Source organism: Phascolarctobacterium succinatutens, from assembly GCF_958453765.1.
Lineage (GTDB): Bacteria > Bacillota > Negativicutes > Acidaminococcales > Acidaminococcaceae > Phascolarctobacterium_A > Phascolarctobacterium_A succinatutens_B.
The window spans coordinates 90,616-108,556 of record NZ_CAUDZA010000004.1 but is presented as its reverse complement, the minus strand read 5'-3'; the positions used below and the strand labels follow the sequence as shown (position 1 = coordinate 108,556).

The 17,941-nt window shown below is 48.2% G+C and carries 14 protein-coding genes and 1 pseudogene; 9 read left to right on the top strand and 6 right to left on the bottom strand.

All coding sequences use genetic code 11. The annotated features are described in order from the left end of the window. From Q7Q81_RS03385 to Q7Q81_RS11060, 8 genes and pseudogenes are all read left to right on the top strand, one after another. A partial coding sequence (locus Q7Q81_RS03385; protein WP_304273728.1) for a hypothetical protein occupies window positions 1-1,397 on the top strand: 1,397 nt, incomplete at its 5' end. Between the two features lie 12 nt (window positions 1,398-1,409). Further along, a complete protein-coding gene (locus Q7Q81_RS03380; protein WP_304268440.1) occupies window positions 1,410-1,847 on the top strand; it encodes a YbjN domain-containing protein in 438 nt (145 codons plus the stop codon). A gap of 45 nt (window positions 1,848-1,892) precedes the next feature. Next, window positions 1,893-3,563 (top strand): ShlB/FhaC/HecB family hemolysin secretion/activation protein, encoded by a 1,671-nt coding sequence (locus tag Q7Q81_RS03375; protein WP_304273726.1) that lies wholly within the window; start codon window positions 1,893-1,895, stop codon window positions 3,561-3,563. A gap of 203 nt (window positions 3,564-3,766) precedes the next feature. Next, a complete protein-coding gene (pduL, locus tag Q7Q81_RS03370) occupies window positions 3,767-4,342 on the top strand; it encodes a phosphate propanoyltransferase (RefSeq protein WP_021720810.1) in 576 nt (191 codons plus the stop codon). A 35-nt stretch (window positions 4,343-4,377) separates the two neighbouring features. Beyond that, window positions 4,378-5,856, top strand: a complete 1,479-nt coding sequence (locus Q7Q81_RS03365) for a hypothetical protein (RefSeq protein WP_304273724.1) — start codon at window positions 4,378-4,380, stop codon at window positions 5,854-5,856. A 340-nt stretch (window positions 5,857-6,196) separates the two neighbouring features. Continuing rightward, the gene (gene lexA, locus Q7Q81_RS03360) at window positions 6,197-6,862 is read left to right on the top strand and encodes a transcriptional repressor LexA (RefSeq protein WP_050787083.1); all 666 of its coding nucleotides are present in this window, start codon (window positions 6,197-6,199) and stop codon (window positions 6,860-6,862) included. A gap of 102 nt (window positions 6,863-6,964) precedes the next feature. Next, window positions 6,965-7,363 (top strand): annotated as a pseudogene (locus Q7Q81_RS11065) (SseB family protein); the annotation flags it as partial. 3 nt (window positions 7,364-7,366) lie between these two features. Further along, window positions 7,367-7,936 (top strand): O-acetyl-ADP-ribose deacetylase, encoded by a 570-nt coding sequence (locus Q7Q81_RS11060; RefSeq protein ID WP_368502105.1) that lies wholly within the window; start codon window positions 7,367-7,369, stop codon window positions 7,934-7,936. A 94-nt stretch (window positions 7,937-8,030) separates the two neighbouring features. On the opposite strand, the gene Q7Q81_RS03350 is transcribed toward Q7Q81_RS11060, so the two are convergent. After that, the gene (locus Q7Q81_RS03350) at window positions 8,031-10,952 is read right to left on the bottom strand and encodes an insulinase family protein (protein ID WP_304273720.1); all 2,922 of its coding nucleotides are present in this window, start codon (window positions 10,950-10,952) and stop codon (window positions 8,031-8,033) included. Window positions 10,953-11,127: 175 nt separating this feature from the next. On the opposite strand from Q7Q81_RS03350, the gene Q7Q81_RS03345 reads away from it, so the two are divergent. Then, window positions 11,128-11,391: an Arc family DNA-binding protein gene (locus Q7Q81_RS03345; protein WP_009144608.1), complete on the top strand. Its 264-nt coding sequence runs from the start codon at window positions 11,128-11,130 to the stop codon at window positions 11,389-11,391. A gap of 79 nt (window positions 11,392-11,470) precedes the next feature. Here the strand turns inward: Q7Q81_RS03345 and Q7Q81_RS03340 are convergent, their stop codons facing one another. From Q7Q81_RS03340 to topA, 5 genes are all read right to left on the bottom strand, one after another. After that, entirely contained in the window at window positions 11,471-12,466 is a 996-nt protein-coding gene (locus Q7Q81_RS03340) for a bile acid:sodium symporter family protein (RefSeq protein WP_299823369.1), read from the bottom strand. 125 nt (window positions 12,467-12,591) lie between these two features. After that, window positions 12,592-12,807 carry a helix-turn-helix domain-containing protein gene (locus Q7Q81_RS03335; protein ID WP_210684417.1) on the bottom strand — a complete coding sequence of 72 codons (216 nt, stop codon included), beginning with the start codon at window positions 12,805-12,807 and terminating at the stop codon, window positions 12,592-12,594. Window positions 12,808-13,075: 268 nt separating this feature from the next. Beyond that, window positions 13,076-14,047: a helix-turn-helix transcriptional regulator gene (locus Q7Q81_RS03330; protein WP_304273718.1), complete on the bottom strand. Its 972-nt coding sequence runs from the start codon at window positions 14,045-14,047 to the stop codon at window positions 13,076-13,078. A 203-nt stretch (window positions 14,048-14,250) separates the two neighbouring features. Then, the gene (gene trmFO / locus Q7Q81_RS03325; RefSeq protein WP_304273716.1) at window positions 14,251-15,579 is read right to left on the bottom strand and encodes a methylenetetrahydrofolate--tRNA-(uracil(54)-C(5))-methyltransferase (FADH(2)-oxidizing) TrmFO; all 1,329 of its coding nucleotides are present in this window, start codon (window positions 15,577-15,579) and stop codon (window positions 14,251-14,253) included. After that, window positions 15,580-17,931, bottom strand: a complete 2,352-nt coding sequence (gene topA / locus Q7Q81_RS03320; RefSeq protein ID WP_304273714.1) for a type I DNA topoisomerase — start codon at window positions 17,929-17,931, stop codon at window positions 15,580-15,582. Between the last annotated feature and the right edge of the window lie 10 nt (window positions 17,932-17,941).

Below are 17,941 nucleotides of genomic sequence, written 5' to 3'. Positions count from 1 at the left end.
GTAGCCTCACTTCTACTAATGCTAACGTAGATTTGAACGCAGGCGGCAGCATTACGACGAATAGCACAGTAAATGCTAATAACAACGTAACAGCCAATGCTAACGGCGATATCAACACCAAAGGCGATGTTACTGCAACAAACGGTAATGCAGTGCTCAACTCTAAAGGTGGCAGCGTAAATACCCAGAACGTAACTGCTGGTCAGGCAGTAGATATCGACGCAGCGAATAATATCACTGCCAACGGTAGCCTCACTTCTACTAATGCTAACGTAGATTTGAACGCAGGCGGCAGCATTACGACCAACGGTCAAGTTACTGCACAGAAGAATGTTGATTACAATGCTAAAGGCAGCATTACTACCGGCGGTATTATCAACAGTACAACTGGCAATATCAACCTGCAGACAGATGCTGCTCAGGGCGATATCATCTTCGGCGGCGACGTAACTGCCGAGCATGGCAACATCAATATCGACGTATTGCAGAACGGTAATGTAACTGATGACGATAACAAATTTACCGCTCTTGGCGACAAGGGTGATATCAATAGCGGCAACTTCGCACTGCAGATCAAGGGTGCCGGAGATGTTGACCTGCACGAGATTTATGCTACCAACAACGCGCTTATCGACGTTGTCAACGGCAATCTTGCCTTGGCAAAAATCGACGGCAATCTGGTAGCTCTGCAGCTGAAGACCGAAGGCAAGCAGCTGAAGGTTGATGAGCTTATCGCAGGCACCAAGATTATTGCACAGAGCAGCGACATCAATATCGATAAGATTCAGCAGCGTCTGGATGCTGACGGCCTTCTGACTATAGTTCCAGATAGCGCACAGCCCAATAAGCCTATTGACAACCTAAATATTGGTGAGATAATTACTAATAAGGGTGTCCGCTTTGATCATCTGTGGCTGAATAACGGCTCTATTAACGTAAGCGAGGGCATATTCAATATCGATAAGCTGGTAGTCAATAATGTTGCTCATTTCAGCAATAAGCATATGAAGACTGCTGTATGGGGTGCACCGCCGCAACGTGACGATAGCGACAGCATTTATTGGAACAACATTGCAGTGAATAACCCTGCTAACAATTTAGCTGAATGGCAGCAGGAGGGTATAAAACCGTATAAATGGATGTACCTGCACTTCGCAGAACAGCCGAACATTCAGTACAGCAACGGCATACTGCTTTACCTGCGTAATTACTATTATGTTTATAACCAACACTATAGCGCTGTAGACTATATGCTGTATCAGCTCAATGAGAACAAAGCGGAGGAATATGATATTAACTATGCACCTGGCGTAGTACAATACTTCCGCTATGACCTGTATGACCTGGATGAAGACAATAGCAAGAGTGAACCCGAAAAAATCACTGTAGAAGCATAGGAGGAAACGCTGATGAACAAAAAGGCAGAGGCTTTTATCAAATATCTGGATAATAACAAGATTACCTGCTTTGCTATTGAACAGATTAGCGAGGATAAGCTGAACACAGTGGTCTTCCGTTCTCACATTGTTGTTGAAGGCCAGCGTCTGCCGACGCTGGTCATCCTGGACAGCAGTATTTATGGTATGCTTCGCGTGCAGCTGGCAGCAAATGCTGTCAACGAGAGCAACGAAGTGGCTATTTTGAGGGAAATCAACAAGGTGAACCGTCAATATAAGGTTTTTAAATATTATCTTACTGATGACGGTTCACTCTTCCTAGACAGCTGTCTGCTCTGCCAAAATGGCAGGCTAGAGGGCGACATGATTTATACCGTGCTGGATGTAATCATCAAGCATCTGGAAAAGGAATATAAAAGAATAATGCAGCTCATCTGGCAGGCCAATTAGCCTGCCGGATGCAGCAAAATTTTGTATATCAAAGGGGTGTTGTCGATGATTACTAATAAAACAAGCTTGCTACTGGTTACGCTTTTGCTGGGATGCAGTGCCGCTGCTTTCGCAGCGCCTACACCTTCGCAGGAAGCAGAATTCAATAAAAGCGGCTTGAATAACGCCGGTGTGGCAGCCAACAGAACTATAGAGTATATGGAGCGCCAGCGTGTTGCCAGACAGATTGCTGAGGACAAGGCTAAGGCTAGCAGCAAGGTAGAGCAGGGGAGCCAAAAGCCTGATGCAGAGCAGCAGGCTGCAGTGACCTTTAAGCTGGAAAAGCTGGAGCTTGATGAATCCACTGTACTGGAGCAGGCAGAGCTGCAGAAGCTGACGGACGAATATATCGGTAAAGAGGTTGGCGTCAAGGATTTGTACGAGCTGGTGAATAAAATCAACAAGCTGTATCTTGATAATGGTTACTTTACCTGTCGTGCAATTTTGCCGGCACAGACGATCAAAAACGGTACGGTAAAAATTGAGCTTATCGAAGGCAAAACGAATGCTGTTGAGGTGCAGGGCAACAAGTATACCAAAAGCAAATACATCAGCAAGCGTATGAGCCTGAAGCAGGGCGAGGTTGCCAACATCAACAAGCTGAATGACGATTTACTGCGCTTTAACGCTGCCAATGACGTGCAGCTGCGCATTTCTCTGCAGGCTGGCAGCGAGCCGGGAACTACGGATTACGTCATCAGCGCTTATGAACCGCAAAACATTACCTGGACTGTTTACAGTGACAACGCAGGCAGTGATACGAGCGGCGAATACCGTGGCGGCCTGTTCTTTACGGACAGAAGCCTGACAGGTGTGCGTGACGCGCTGACGCTGAACACGATGCTGAGCGATGGCACCAAATCCTTCGGCCTTGGCTACAGCAGGCCCTTAGGACATAGCGGTACTAAGCTGAACATACAGTACAGCACTAACAGTGTTCACATTACTGACGGAATACTGGAGCCTTTGAATGTACGTGGTCATGCTTACGCGATGAACGTTGGTCTGAGCCAACTGTTGGTAGCGACGGAAAAGATCCGTACTGAGGCAACACTTGATTACGGTCAGCAAAATTCTAAGACTGATTTCAGCGGCCAACATTGGCTCGATGATGCTATTAAAGGCGTTACGGCAGGATATTCCGTAACTAATTACGGCGCAAGCTCTGTTATTTACCAAAAGCACAGCTTTAACGCTGGTACGCATACCGATATTGCCGATAATGACAAGGATTTTTCCATGTACCAGCTTAACGGCCTGTACCAGAAAATGTATCAGCATGGGCAGCTTTTAAGCCTGCGCCTGGACGCACAGCGTGGCTTCAACAATTATCTGCCTTCCGCCCGCCAGTTCTACATTGGCGGTATGTACAGCGTACGTGGCTACAAAGAAAGCTTGCTTGGCGGCGACAGTGGCTACAGTGTGGGCCTGGAATATTCCGTGCCTGTGACTAAGGACAAAAAGACTAGTGCCTTCGCCTTTATGGATCATGGACAGGTCTTTGGCGACAGTGCCTTTGACAGCCATGTACTGACAAGCTGTGGCCTGGGCGTGCGCAGCAACATCACCAAGCACATCGGTGCTGTGGTAACATTGGGCGTGCCTTTGATTAAGGAAATCAATAATACTGATGTAGATTCAACTCGCATCCATTTCATGGTAAGCGGTCAATTCTAAAAAAATCTTGTGTAATAATAGGACTAGGGAAACCCGGTCCTATTATTTTTTGCCTGTATACCTGTATATATGTAGGAAAAAGAAGCTTTGCCTGTAGCTGATATCCTATTATATGAAAAAAAATTCGATAACTGATGACAATTACCGCAATTAAAGCTATAATAGGTATATAAACAAAAAATTATTTTATGAGGTGACATACAATGCAATTTCCGATAGTTTTAGGTGTTTCTGCACGTCACGCACATCTGTGCCGTGAGCATATGGATATTTTATTTGGTGAAGGCAGTGAGCTGCACGTTAAAAAGCCAATCGGCCAGCCCGGTCAGTTTGCTTCCGAAGAACAGATTACCATGGTAACTCCCAAGGATTCCATGAAGCTGCGTATCATCGGTCCTCTGCGTCCGGAAACTCAGATTGAGCTTTCTCTGACCGACGCGCGCAAGGTCGGACTGGATGCTCCTATCCGCAACAGCGGCGATATCGCAGGCAGCGCAGGCGCTAAGCTCATCGGTCCGAAGGGTGAGTTGGAGCTGAAGGAAGGTATTATCATCGCAGCACGTCACGTGCATCTGTATCCGGAAACCGCTGAAAAATACGGTCTGAAGGATGGCGATATCGTTGATATCCAGACAGAGGGCGAGCGTTCCGTAACACTGCATAATGTTCTTGTACGTGCGGGCGTAAAGCATGCTGACGAGGTTCATATCGACACTGACGAAGCTAATGCCTGCAACCTGGGCAGCGGCGTGATGGTTAACATCGTCTACAATAAATAATTCCACCGTTTTTCCAACAAAAGGATGGTGAGTATATGAAAAAAATTACAGCCTTGGCGGCAGTGCTTGTTTTGTGCGCTGCGCACGCTTCAGCCTACGAAAACAGCTATGCAGGCTACAGCGTTAAGGACGGACAGCCTTACTATAAGCTGGAAGCGAAGAAGGTTTATGCGTATACCAATATCAGCAGCAAAAAGGTTTATCAGAACGAAGAGGATTTAAAAAATACCGCAGTTAATATTGTTAACTATTACACAGCAGAGGATATGGAGCAGATTTTAGGCGAAAAATTCTCTACGGCTTATTTTGATGCGGAATATGAGAAGCTGGCACTTTTGGAGCGCTCCCAGCTTAATCCGAAAACCGTGCCTGCGCCGCTGCTGGAGCTTGATAAATATGCCGAGCATGACAGTAACGGCAATCTGACGATTCAGAGCAAGGTGCTTAAAGAAAAGCTGGAAAAGCTTACGCCTCTTATTAAGACAGGAAAAATTGCCGGCAAAAAGGCAATTACTATTTCCTACCTATATAAACAGGGTGATGTGCTGGTTAAAATTGATACCAGTCTTGTTTCTGCCAACGACAGACTTTATCTGCTGTCGACAGTAAACACAGACCAGGATCTTTACGCACCCAAGAAGGACGAAAAATCTGCTGATGCCGATGCAGATATCGACGAAACAGACACTGATGAAGAAAACGAAGAAGCGAAGACCGAGCCCAAATCTGCTGCTTCCGTAAAGGAAGAAATGGAAAAGGCTCTGGAGGTTGAGAACGTTTTTGTTCGCGATGTACCGGCCGAAACCATGCAGCGCTTTGATAAAGCACATACTGATTTGCTGAAGGGCTTTAAGGCTTTTGCTCCGACAAGCACGCCGAAGGCTATCAGCTTTACCGATGCCGCAGCCGGCAAAAGTGTGCAGCTGCCGGATGACTGGTTCTACGGCCAGCTGAATCTTAAATATAAGGACAAGGGCACATTTTACCTGACTTTGGCTTCTTCGTTGAAGGAAATGCAGGAGGTTGCCGCAAATACTGATTATGACAGTATTTATTCCGTATTAGCTATTCCGCAGGCTGACCCCGAATACCAGAAGAAGGTTACGGAGCTTTACAGCAGCGGTGCGCGTAATGTTCTGCAGCACTGGAATCATCTGCTGATTACTGCCAGTGTTGATAACATTACTGACGCTGAAATCAAAGAGCTTCTTTCAACGCCTGTTGCCAACAGACTTGCGGTTGAGAGTTTTATCTCCGAAGGTCTGCAGCGCATGAAGGGTTTCAGCAACGAATACTTTGCTTTGAAGGATTATAAGACAAATTTTGACTTCACCCAGGAAAAAGCTCTTATCGGCATCAATGCTGATACCGATTTGCTGAAGGATTTTGCTTATAACAACAAAATTTTACTGAGCTGTAACCAAAAAGCTGCTACAGCGATGCTTTTTATCAAAAAAACCGACGTTATAACGGAAAAAAGCCTTGAACAGCAAGTAAACGAATGGCACTTTTAACTACACAAGTGCAATGAATTGCAGTGCATGAAAATCTCACGCCTGAGAAAAGGAAAATTTAACATAATATACATTATCGGACGTAAAATATTATTTTGCAGTCTTTGTGGTAAAAAGGCAGCATTATAGACATGTTTATTTCCCGACTGAGGAAAATGCTGAGAAAAGCGTCAGATTATGAGAATTCTTCGCTTTTTGCTCCTCCCCCGGAGGTTTTGAGAAGTTTTTAGCATTTTTTATGTTAAATTAGCCACTGTGCGCACTGCTGTTTGACGAAATTACTTTTATCTGTTATAATTTGTATAAGGTTAACTATAAACACATGATTGGAGGGTCTAAAATGGGAAGAAGAAAAGCACTCCCGCCGGACTTTGATGGCAACTATACCGAAGATATGTTGTCTGAACGCCAACGTAACATTTTGAAATTCGTCCGTACTTTTATTAATCATAAGGGCTATCCGCCTGCTGTACGCGAAATCGGTGCAGCAGTAGGTTTATCATCCAGTGCCAGCGTGCATAATCATCTGAAGAAGCTGCAGGAGTATGGCTTCATTCAGCGTGATGCTGCTAAGCCGCGTGCTCTGGAGCTGATGAGCGAAAGCGATGCCTGGAGAAACAAGCTCCTTGTTCCGGTACCGCTGGTTGGTAAGGTTACTGCAGGTGTTCCTATTCTTGCTGTCGAGAACATCGAAGAGACCTATCCTATTCCTCGTGACCTGATTGGCTGCGACGATGATGTTTTCATGCTTTCCGTATGCGGTGACAGCATGATTAACGCAGGTATTCTGGATCATGACTACATTATTGCACGTAAGCAGAATTTTGCTAATAACGGCGATATTGTTGTTGCCCTGATTGACGGCGAGGAAACTACCGTTAAGCGTTACTTCCGCGAGCTGCGCAGTGTGCGCCTGCAGCCAGAAAACGATAAGTATGAGCCTATTGTAGGTTCTGACAACATTAAGGTGCTTGGTAAGGTTATTTCTGTATTCCGTATGCTCTAATAACCTGACTGTAAAATGCATGTAAAATGATGTCACTTTAGCGTCAAATACAAAAAACAGCTCTTTACAGAGCTGTTTTTTTGTTATATATTATAGTTATGAATGTATGTAAACGATTTTTACAAGGAGATGACGCATATGTTACATCCATCTACTGATATTATCATGAACGCCCAGCAATTCTTTGCTGCGGACCAGAGCGAAGCTAATCTGGTGAAGCTGCTGCATGCAGTCAGCGTAATGCTGCAGGAAGGTGCAGAGGTGCTCATTCCTACTGCTGCCGATGCGCCGGAGGGCCAGCTGCTGCTGCAGACGCAGACTACGGACAGCGGCTTGGAATATATGACTGCTTACAGCAGCAAAGAGGCCTACGAGCAGGGCGAGCCTTGCAACGTTATCAGCCGTCCTTTAGTCAACTACTTTGAAGCTATCCTGCAAATGGACGGCATTGCCGGCATTATCTTTAACCCTGCTTCCCCTGCTCCCTTCAATATTCAAAACCGGATGATCAAGGAACTGCTGGCCGATGCCAAGAAGAACAAGCAGCAGAACGCTATTTCTGTTTGGCGCGGTGATATAACTACGTTGGACTGCGACGCGATTGTTAATGCTGCCAACAGTACGCTTTTAGGTGGCGGTGGCGTTGATGGTGCTATCCACCGCACTGCAGGACCGCAGCTTTTGGAGGAATGCAAAACCTTAGACGGCTGCACAACCGGTGCGGCAAAGATTACCTATGGCTATAACCTGCCTGCAAGCTACATTATTCATACTGTAGGACCAATTTATAATGGTAAGGTTGAACAAAGACTGGAGCTGGCCGACTGCTACAAGAACAGCCTGGACCTGGCGCGCAAGCATCATCTGCACAGCATTGCTTTCCCGGCGATTTCTACCGGTGCTTATGCTTATCCTGTGGACGAGGCTGCCCGTATCGCTCTTTTGACCTGCACCGAATGGATTAATGCCAACGCCGACTATGGCATGAGCGTTGTGCTTACCTGCTTCAACAGCGGCGTTTATAACGCTTATCAGAAGCTTGTTAAAAAGGCGCAGAACGGCGAGTTAGATTAACCTTATAGCACTTTTATGTACGACAAAACCCGTGACTTCCTTTGGAGGTCACGGGTTTTTCTTAGCTTTGGTGTAAGCTTAACAGCGTACAGATTTACGCGTTGATGATATTGTTGAACAAAGATTTATTGGCTTCAATAGGCTGCTTGCCGCCGACTACGCAGATCAGGCCGTCGCTGAGCATGTCCTCTACTACCTTAGCCAGTGCCTGCAGGTCTGCATTGCTTACATTAAGGATTTCGCTGCGGATGCGCTGGCGCAGCTCAACGGGAACGTGCTTCAGATATTGCGCGGTTGCCTTGTCAAGACGCATGCTGTTGGTCAGGGGCTTATCCATCGTGCTGATGGTACCGATAACATACTTGTTCAGCTCGCGTTCGGGGAATTCTTCGTTTCTCAGCCATTCTGCCAGACCTTGGTAAGCCTCCAGAGTTTTCGGCAGCTGCGGGTCGCGGTAGGATGCAAACACGCCTACGCCGTTAAGCTCAAAGCGTGCGGTAACACCGTAAGCGCCGCCCTGAATACGGATTTTGGTCCAGAGATATTCATAGCTCAGAATGGTTTCCAGTACAGCCATCGCGCCCACGTATTTGTGACCGTGCTTAGCAAAGTTGCCGCCTGCAGCAACGTATTGTACCTTACCTGCGGTAGCAATAGCCTCGTTAACGGTGCCTACGGGCAGAATTTCAGCCTTCTCCCCTGCTTCTGCCTCAGACAGCTTGCTGATGAAATCAAGGCACTGTTGTCTTACTGTTGCCTGCTCCTTCATGTCACAGCTATAGCTGAGCAGGAAACGGTTCTTCTGGAAGAAGCGTTTGATTAACAGGCGCAACTGCTCCAGTACCTGCGGTGCCAGCTCGTCGAAGTTATCGGTCAGCTTTTTGAGGAACTGGTAATAGCTGAATTCATCCTGCTCGTTGACGCGTGCGCCGGCAGAGCAATAGGAGAACAGTCTGGTGATAGCAACGGTCTGACCGCGGTTGAAGAAATTGTCATCCCAATCGGTTTTCAGCTCGGATACCAGCTCGCGGAAGCGCTCCAGATCGTTCATCTTGCTTTCCAAAGCAATGGCCTGCAGGATATCCAGCATTTTCGGCAGGTTATCGGTGAGGCATTTGCCTTTGGTGGAGAAGTAAATTTTATAATCATCCGTAGATTCTGCTTCGGTGAAGGCGCGTACAGCGAACGCAATGCCACCGGTATACATTATGGCGTTGGTTGCCAGCTCCTGATAGCTGTAGCGCTCGGTGTTGAACTTGCCCATGATATCTGTGAGCAGATAGCACAGAGGCAGCTTTTCGGCTTTCATATCGGTAATATCAAAATAGAAGCTGGTATAAGCAATTTTATTAGTGTTGCGCGGAAGATACAGCAAATGGCTTGCGCCCAGCTCTTCCTCCTGCGTTTCAATCTTCTCTACCTCCTGCCTGATGTCGCTGCGCTTCAGTACAGGGATGGTTGCGCGTGCTTCCTCACTGTCGGGAGTAGCCTGCAGACGGTGCAGCTCGGCGCATTCGTCGATATGCTGCTGCAGCTCCTCCTGGCTCATCTGTGCCTTGATAGCGCTCATCTTGGCAGCAGCGGCTTCCTGGTCTGCTTCCTCCTTGCCGGGCTGCGGCAGCAGGGTTACCAGCACCTTATGGGTGTTGTCCAGCAGATAGTTTTCAATAATGCTTTCGTAATAGTTGGTTTTCAGACCCTCGCGCAGAGCTGCCAGATATTTGTTGTAACAGAGGCCCTCAATCGGATTGCCGTCATACAGCCAGTTATCCATAACGCCGATGCCCAGAATCAGTCCCTTGGGATAGCCGCCGAAATCTGCTTCACGCAGCTTGAATTCCATGGAGTTGATGTTGGCCTCTAACAGCTTTTTGTCAATGCCGTTGATGGTGATGTCCTGCAGTGTTTTATAGATAACGCTGATAAATTTATCACGCAGCTCCTTCTCACTGCCGCTGGCACGTATAGAGAATACCGGCTGATACATGCTGGAGGTATAGCCGCCGTTGATAATCTGGCCTACGCCTGCATCCATCAGTGCACGGCGCAGTGCGGAGGATTCGCTGTCCAGCAGGGTGCTTTTCAGCAGGCTCAGAGCCATGCTGGTCTGCAGGTCGGTTGCCTTGCCTGTTACGATAGAAAGCTCGTGATATGTTTTGGCAGTGCAGTCCTCCTCTGCCCCAACCGGATAAAAAGCTTCGATATCCGCAGTACGCGGCAAGGACTGCTGTTCTGCGATGGCGGAATCAACAGTACCGGTTTTCTCGAAGCTGCTCAGATATTCGCTGTCGAGATATTCCAAGGTAGCGTCGATATTCATATCGCCGTATAAATAGATATAGCTGTTTTCCGGGCTGTAATAGGTTTTGTGGAACTGCTCGAATTTTTCCTGAGTCAGCTGCGGAATAGCGTCCGGATAGCCGCCGGATTCAAAGCGGTAACAGTTATCGGGGAACAAAGCCTTCAGCGCTTCGTTTTCCAGATAAGCGTCCGGCGAAGAATATACGCCCTTCATCTCGTTATAAACAACGCCGTTGTAGCTCAGCTCGCCGTCGAGGCTGTCCAGATTATAGTGCCAGCCCTCCTGACGCAGGGTGTATTTGTTTTGGTAGAAGGACGGATAGAATACAGCGTCCAGATATACGTCCATCAGGTTATGGAAATCCTTATCGTTGCGACTGGCAACGGGATACATGGTCTTATCCGAGAAGGTCATAGCGTTCAAAAAGGTGTTCAGAGAGCCCTTGACGAGATCCACGAAGGGCTCCTTTAAGGGATATTTGCGTGAGCCGCAAAGAGAGGAATGCTCCAGAATATGTGCCACACCTGTATCATCTGCAGGCGGAGTTCTGAAGGAAATAGAAAAAACCTTGTTATCGTCATCGTTAGCAAGGTACAAAAGGCGTGCGCCGCTTTTGATATGCTCCATGATATAAGCCTGAGAGCTGATTTCATCTACAAATTGTGCTTGTAAAACCTTAAAGCCGTGGTATACGGCATTTATTGCTAAAGTCATTGTTGCCTCCTAAAAAATTTACACTATGGTATTTATTATAACATATTTGCATATCTATTGTCTGAAATTCTTGTAAAAACAGTTAGCTGTTGCTAAAAAAGATTATCTCCTTGCCAAAAGCGATGTTCTTGCCTATAATAATTAGTAGAATAGTCAGAATCTGGAGGGAGTATTCATGGAAGAAGCACGCTTTACACTGCGCATTCATCCTATTATTATGAATAAGATGAAGCATTTGGCAAAGATAAATGGTCGTTCGGTCAATAAGGAAATCGAACAGATTTTAAAATGGGTTATTGATGATTACGAGCGCCAATACGGCAAAATTGAGCTGACCAAGGCGGAAATGCCGGGCTTCAGCACAGGCGCAACGGTTAAGGAAGCGCCGGAGCAGCCTATGGAAATGCTCTTCGGTTTGGATAATAAAAGCAAAAAATAATATGTAGGCTCCCCTGCACTACGCTATACAAATAATTAAGGCACTACTGCGCTCACAGTAGTGCCTTTAGTGTTTATACTTATTTTGCTATTGCGTGCTCCTTCAGCTCCAGCTTTTGCTTTTCTTCCACCTCTTTGATGCGGCAGCTGGCGAAAATAGAACCGGAAACGTTATGCCATACGCTGAAGATAGCGCCCGGAAGCGTAGCCAGCGGGTTAGCAGCGAAGTTTGCGGTTGCCAGTGCAAGCGCCAGACCGCTGTTTTGCATAGCAACCTCGATAGCAATAGAAGTTTCCTTAGCGTAGGATACCTTCATCAGACGCGCCATGCCCAGGCCCAGTGCCATACCGATGCCGTTGTGCAGGACAACTGCCAGCATTACGATCAGACCGCAGCTCATCAGCTTAGCAGCGTTTACAGCAACGATACCATCGATAATGGTTACAATCGCTACAACGGAAACCAGCGGCAGAATACCGCCCAGCTTGACGATGGTTTCGTGGAAAAGGCTGTTTAAGATGATACCTGCAAGCACAGGCAGCAGCACAATCTTCACTACGGAAAGTACCATAGCCATAAAGCTTACCTCAACCCAGGAACCTGCCAGCATGTACACCAGCACAGGTGTTACTAGCGGTGCAATCAGAGTCGAAGTGATGGTCATGCCAACGGATAAGGGAACGTCACCCTTAGCGATGTAGGCAATAACGTTACTGGCAGTACCGCCGGGGCAGCAGCCTACGAGGATAACGCCCAGAGCGATATCAGTATCAAGATTCATCACTACAGCCAGAAAATAGGCTGCCAGGGGCATGATGGTGTATTGCAGGATACAGCCGGAAATAACCTCCTTAGGTCGGGAAAAGACGATTTGGAAGTCCTCGCGCTTGATGGTCAGACCCATTCCGAACATTGCCGTGCCCAGGAAGAGAGCTGTGTACTGCGGAATCCACATGAATTCCTGCGGATGGGTAAAGGCAATCGCAGAGGTGATTAAAATCACGACGGCGATGTACTTGGATAACAATCCGCTTACCTTGCCAATGATGTTTAAAACGCTGTTTTGCTCGTTCATATTAAATTGCCTCCTTACATGTATGCTGCCCTGGGGCAGTCACGCTGTTAATTGCCTCGAGCAGAAGCAATTACATGGGTATTGTACCACAAAAAGGAGGAAAAATCTATGCCCGGCTTAAAGTATCAGCAGGCCTCCAGCAGGTGCGACACCTTCACCTGCAGCTTATCGGCGATGCGGAATACCAGGTCCATACTCGGGCGCGCGCTGCCGTGCTCTATTTTGCTCAAATACTGCGGAGTAATGCCTATCTGCTCTGCGAGCATCCCCTGCCCCAGCTCCTGCATGATTCTGTAATAACGTATTTTTCTGCCCATTTCTACATACTTTTCGCAATACATATATCATCCACTCCTCTACTTTTTACTGATTATAGCTTACAGTATTTCCGGCATTTCTTCATGTAAAAAAAGGTGCGAAGACAGCCTTGATACTGCTTGCCAAAGTAAATACAGGCGCATTCCTGAAAAACGTGCCGGCAATCAGTATTGCTTTTGCGTTATGCCTTAGCATAATCTTATTATAAAAAATAGGATAGCCAGAGATTGGCTATCCTAAAAAATTTTTTGAGAAATTTTTAGATATTTTTTGCGAAAATGAATTTTGCACTTAATTTACCGGTATCTCCTGTCTGGAAATAACCTCAATCAGCTCGCCCTGGCTTTTAAGCCAGATATCAATACCCTTGCCGAAAACCTCCGCTTCGATAAGTGTGCCGTTTTCGCTCTCCGCTACTACCTTTGCAGTAGGCAGGCGGTCAAGGATGTACTCGTAGCTGCCACCCTTAAACAGGAAGCGCAGGCGCTGCAGATGGCCGCCGTACATAAACTGGATGCGCTTGCGGAACTCGCCCTCCTCAAAGCGTTTGGAATACGGAACGGCAAAATGCGTTTCGGTGACGCTAAAGCTGTTGATTCTGTCGATGCGGTAGATAGTCGGGAAGGGATCGTTTTCTATCTCGAATTTGAGCTCCTCCTTTTCCTTGGGCACAATGAAGCCTGCCAGATAAAAGTAGAATTCGGAGAACATGATGCCTACGGGTTGCAGTCTGCGCTGCACCAGCACACCGTCGGTACGGCGGTAGTTGATGATTATTTCCAGATGCTCATGCACAGCGCCGCTAAGCTCCCACATTTTCTTCAGGAACTTGTCCTTGTGCTGCGGTTCTACATAAAGCAGCTTTTCGTTGCCTATAAGCTCGCTCACACGCTGCTGCTCCGTTTTAGGGATACAGCAGTCAATCAGCTTATCGATAATCGGGTAAAGCTCATTTTTGGTGAAGGCCCTGCTTTCCAGCAGTATTTTGAGCGTGGCGAAAACCTCCTCGTTGGACAGCAGATTGCGTGAGGGCGGTACAAGCTGGTAAGCGCCGAGCTTCTGGTTGTAGACCAAATCCTGCACCAGGCCTGATGCTTCATTCTGCTCATGTAAAAAGGACCGCAGGTCTTCTATGTCGCGCTGAATAGAGCGTAAGGAGCAGCCGAAGCGTTGGGCTTCCTCCTTCTTGTAGAGCATTTTGCCGTCTACCAGGCGCGAATACATATAGAGCAAACGATCCTTTGCGATGCGTAAATCTGTCATTATTAGTTCCTCCCTGCCATGAAATTTGCAAAGCGGCTGATGTAAGAAAATCTCTTTAAGCTTATTATAGCACAATCATTCTCTTAAGCAAACGTTTTGCCACCAGCTATAAGCAAATTTTACCATAGCGGGAGGACACATATTGTCTTTCTCTAAAAATATTTTTGGCTTTTTTATTTATTTTAGAGATAACAGGCTAAAAATTACGCCTGTTCAGTTTTAAGCGTGGGCAGAAAGCCGTCCAGTGCTTCCAAAGCGCGTGCTGCAATCTGAGCGTTCTTTTCTCTCTTCTTGCGGATGCGTACAGTGAGCGGCGGAATGAGGCCGAAGTTGATGTTCATCGGCTGGAAGTTTTCAATCGCCGGATTGCTGATGTAGTTGGCCAGCGCTCCGTGTGCGGTTACGTCGGGGAATTCTACCTCAGGCAGCTCCAATACCGCTCTTGCAGCAGCTAAACCGGCCATCAGTCCGGAGGCTGCCGACTCGACGTAGCCTTCTACGCCTGTCATCTGTCCGGCAAAGTAGAAGCGCTTGTTGCTGCGCAGGTTGAAGTGCTTATCCAGCAGCTGCGGCGAATTCAGGTAGGTGTTTTTGTGCATAACGCCGAAACGGACGAACTCTGCGTTCTCCAGACCGGGAATCATGCCGAAAACACGTCTTTGCTCCGGCCATTTGAGATGTGTCTGGAAGCCTACCAGATTATAAAGGGAGGCAGCGGCGTTATCCTGACGCAGTTGTACTACTGCATATGCTTCCTTGCCATTACGCGGGTCAATGAGGCCTACAGGCTTCAGCGGACCGAAGCGCATGGTGTCCTCGCCTCTTGCAGCCATTTCCTCGATAGGCATGCAGGCTTCAAATACATCATGCTCAAAATCCTTTACGGGAGCGCTTTCCGCATTGCAGAGAGCTTCCCAGAAGGCAACGTATTCCTCCTTCGTGTAGAAGGGGCAGTTGAGGTAGTCGGCGCCGCCCTTGTCGTAGCGGGACGCACGGTAAACCTTGTCATAGTCCAGGGAATCGGCGGTAACAATCGGTGCTGCGGCATCAAAGAAGTGCAGATAATCAGCCTGCAGCAGCTTTTTGATATCGGCGAAAAGCGCGTCGCTGGTCAGCGGGCCGCTGGCTACGATGACAGTGCCTTCGAGGCTTTCCAGGTCGGTCACCTCTTCGTGGATGACGGTAACGAGCGGATTGGCCTTCACTGCTTCGGTTACGGCAGCGGCAAAGCCGTCGCGGTCAACAGCCAGAGCGCCGCCGGCAGGCACCTGATGCTCGTCAGCCTTTTGCATGATGAGGGAGCCTAAACGACGCATTTCTTCCTTCAGCAGGCCGACAGCGTTTTCAATATTGCCCGCGCGCAGGGAGTTGCTGCAGACAAGCTCGGCAAAATATGCGGTTTTATGTGCTTCGTCACTTTTTACGGGACGCATTTCGTGCAGGATTACAGGGATACCGTGGCGTGTGAGCTGGGTAACGGCTTCGCAGCCTGCCAGCCCCGCACCGATTACATGTACAGGAGAGATAGTCATTTATTCCTTGCTGCCTTTCTTAGTTGTAGTAGTTTTTTTAGTTGCGGTTGTTTTCTTTGCAGTAGCGGTTTTTTTGGCGGTAGTTGTTTTAGTAGCGGTAGTCTTTTTTGCTGCAGTGGTTTTCTTCGCAGCAGTTTTGGTAGCAGTCGTTTTCTTAGCGGTAGTCTTTTTTGCCGCCGTAGTTTTCTTGGCTGCGGTGGTTTTAGTTGCGGTTGTTTTAGCTTCTGTAGTCTTTGCTGCAGCTGTTTTGGAAGCATATACCGGTCTTGCCTTGGAGCATTCCTGGTTGCTGCAGAATTTGCGCTTGCTGCCGTTGCGCTCCACGTGCTCTACCATCATGGCGCCGCAGTCCGGGCAGGTTTCGTTGAGCGGCTTATCCCAGGTGGTGTAATCGCACTCAGGATATTTTTCGCAGCCATAGAATACCTTGCCGGTCTTGCTCTTGCGTTCGAGGATATCGGCGCCGCACTTAGGACATTTTACACCAATAGGGTGCAGAATGGGCTTGGTATTGCGGCATTTGGGGAAGTTGGGGCAAGCCAGGAACTTGCCGAAACGTCCCTCGCGGATAACCATCATCGTGCCGTCGTTGCACTTGTCGCAGGGAACGTCGGATACCTCCAGCGGGATTTCCACGATAGGAATAGCAACGCCTGCGTGGTCCAGTTCCTTTTTGAAGGGACCGTAGAATTCGCTGAGAACCTCGTCCTTAGTGTGCTTCTTCTCGGCAACCTCATCCAGCTTTTCCTCCATCTGGGCGGTGAAGCCGATGTTGATGAGTTCCTTGAAATATTCGGTGAGCATATCTACAGTCATAATGCCAAGCTCGGTAACGAGCAGCTTTTTGGCCTCTTTGACAACGTAACCGCGGGTAAGCAGTGTAACGATGGTAGGTGCAAAGGTGCTGGGGCGGCCGATGCCCTTCTCCTCCAGCTCCTTGATGAGCGTTGCTTCGGTGAAGTGCGCAGGCGGCTCGGTGAAGTGCTGTTCTGCCGGCATGAGCTTGTAAAGCAGCAGCTTGCTGCCTGGTTCAACATAAGGAACCTTGGAGTCCTTTTCTTTATCGTCATATTTGCTGTGCAGCTGCAAGAAGCCCGGGAATTTCAGTACGGAGCCTGTTGCGCGCAACTGGTAGTCAGCAGCATCAATTGCCAATGTGGTAACGTCATATACAGCGTCTGTCATCTGGCTGGCAACAACGCGGTTCCAGATGAGCGTATACAGCTTGAGCTGGTCGTTAGTGAGGTGCTCCTGCATCTCGGACGGCGTACGCATGACGCTGGTCGGACGAATCGCCTCATGCGCGTCCTGAGCGTTCTTCTTGGTGCTGTAATGGTTGGCCTTGGCCGGGCAGAATTCGCTGCCGAAGTTTTGCTTGATGTAGTCGCGGATTTCGTCAACGGCTACGTCCGCCAGACGTACGGAGTCGGTTCTCATGTAGGTAATAAGGCCGACGGAGGTTTTGCCCAGAGATACGCCTTCATAAAGCTGCTGTGCAAGCATCATGGTCTTTTTGGCGCTGAAGTTGAGCTTTTTGTTGGCCTCCTGCTGCATGCTGGAGGTAGTGAACGGCGGTACGGGGTGACGCTTGCGTTCCTTCTTTACTGCGTCGCTCACGATGTAATCAGCCTTGGAGAGTGCTTCCTCCGCTGCTCTTGCCTCCTGCTCGTTGTGCAGCTCCAGCTTTTTGCCTTTGTATTTTACTGCTTCCGCTTCAAAGAGCTGGCCCTTGCTGCCTTCACGCAGCTTGGCGCTGAGTGTCCAGTATTCTACCGGCACGAAATCTTCGATTTCACGGTCGCGGTCGGCAACAATTTTGGTAGCAACGGACTGTACGCGGCCGGCGCTCAGGCCCTTGCGGATTTTGCGCCACAGCAACGGGCTCAGCTGATAGCCTACGATGCGGTCTAAAATGCGGCGTGCCTGCTGTGCATCAACCATATCCATGTCAATGCAGCGCGGATGCTTGATAGCGTCCTTGACAGCAGCAGCGGTAATCTCATGAAATTCAATGCGGCAGGCAGATGTCGGGTCGATGCCCAAGATAAATGCCAGATGCCAGCTGATTGCTTCACCCTCGCGGTCAGGGTCAGTTGCCAGTAAAACTTTGTCGGCTTTTTTGGCTTCAGCCTTCAGGGATTTGATCAAATCGCCCTTGCCGCGGATGTTGATATATTTCGGCTCAAATTCGTTTGCATGCTCCTCGTCCGGCAGAAAGGTTACACCTAGGGTGCTTTTCGGCAGGTCGCGCAGATGGCCCATAGAAGCCTTTACAGTATAGTTTTTGCCTAAAAATTTTTCGATAGTCTTGGATTTCGTAGGTGATTCCACGATAACCAGAGTCTTTGCCATTTATGTTCCT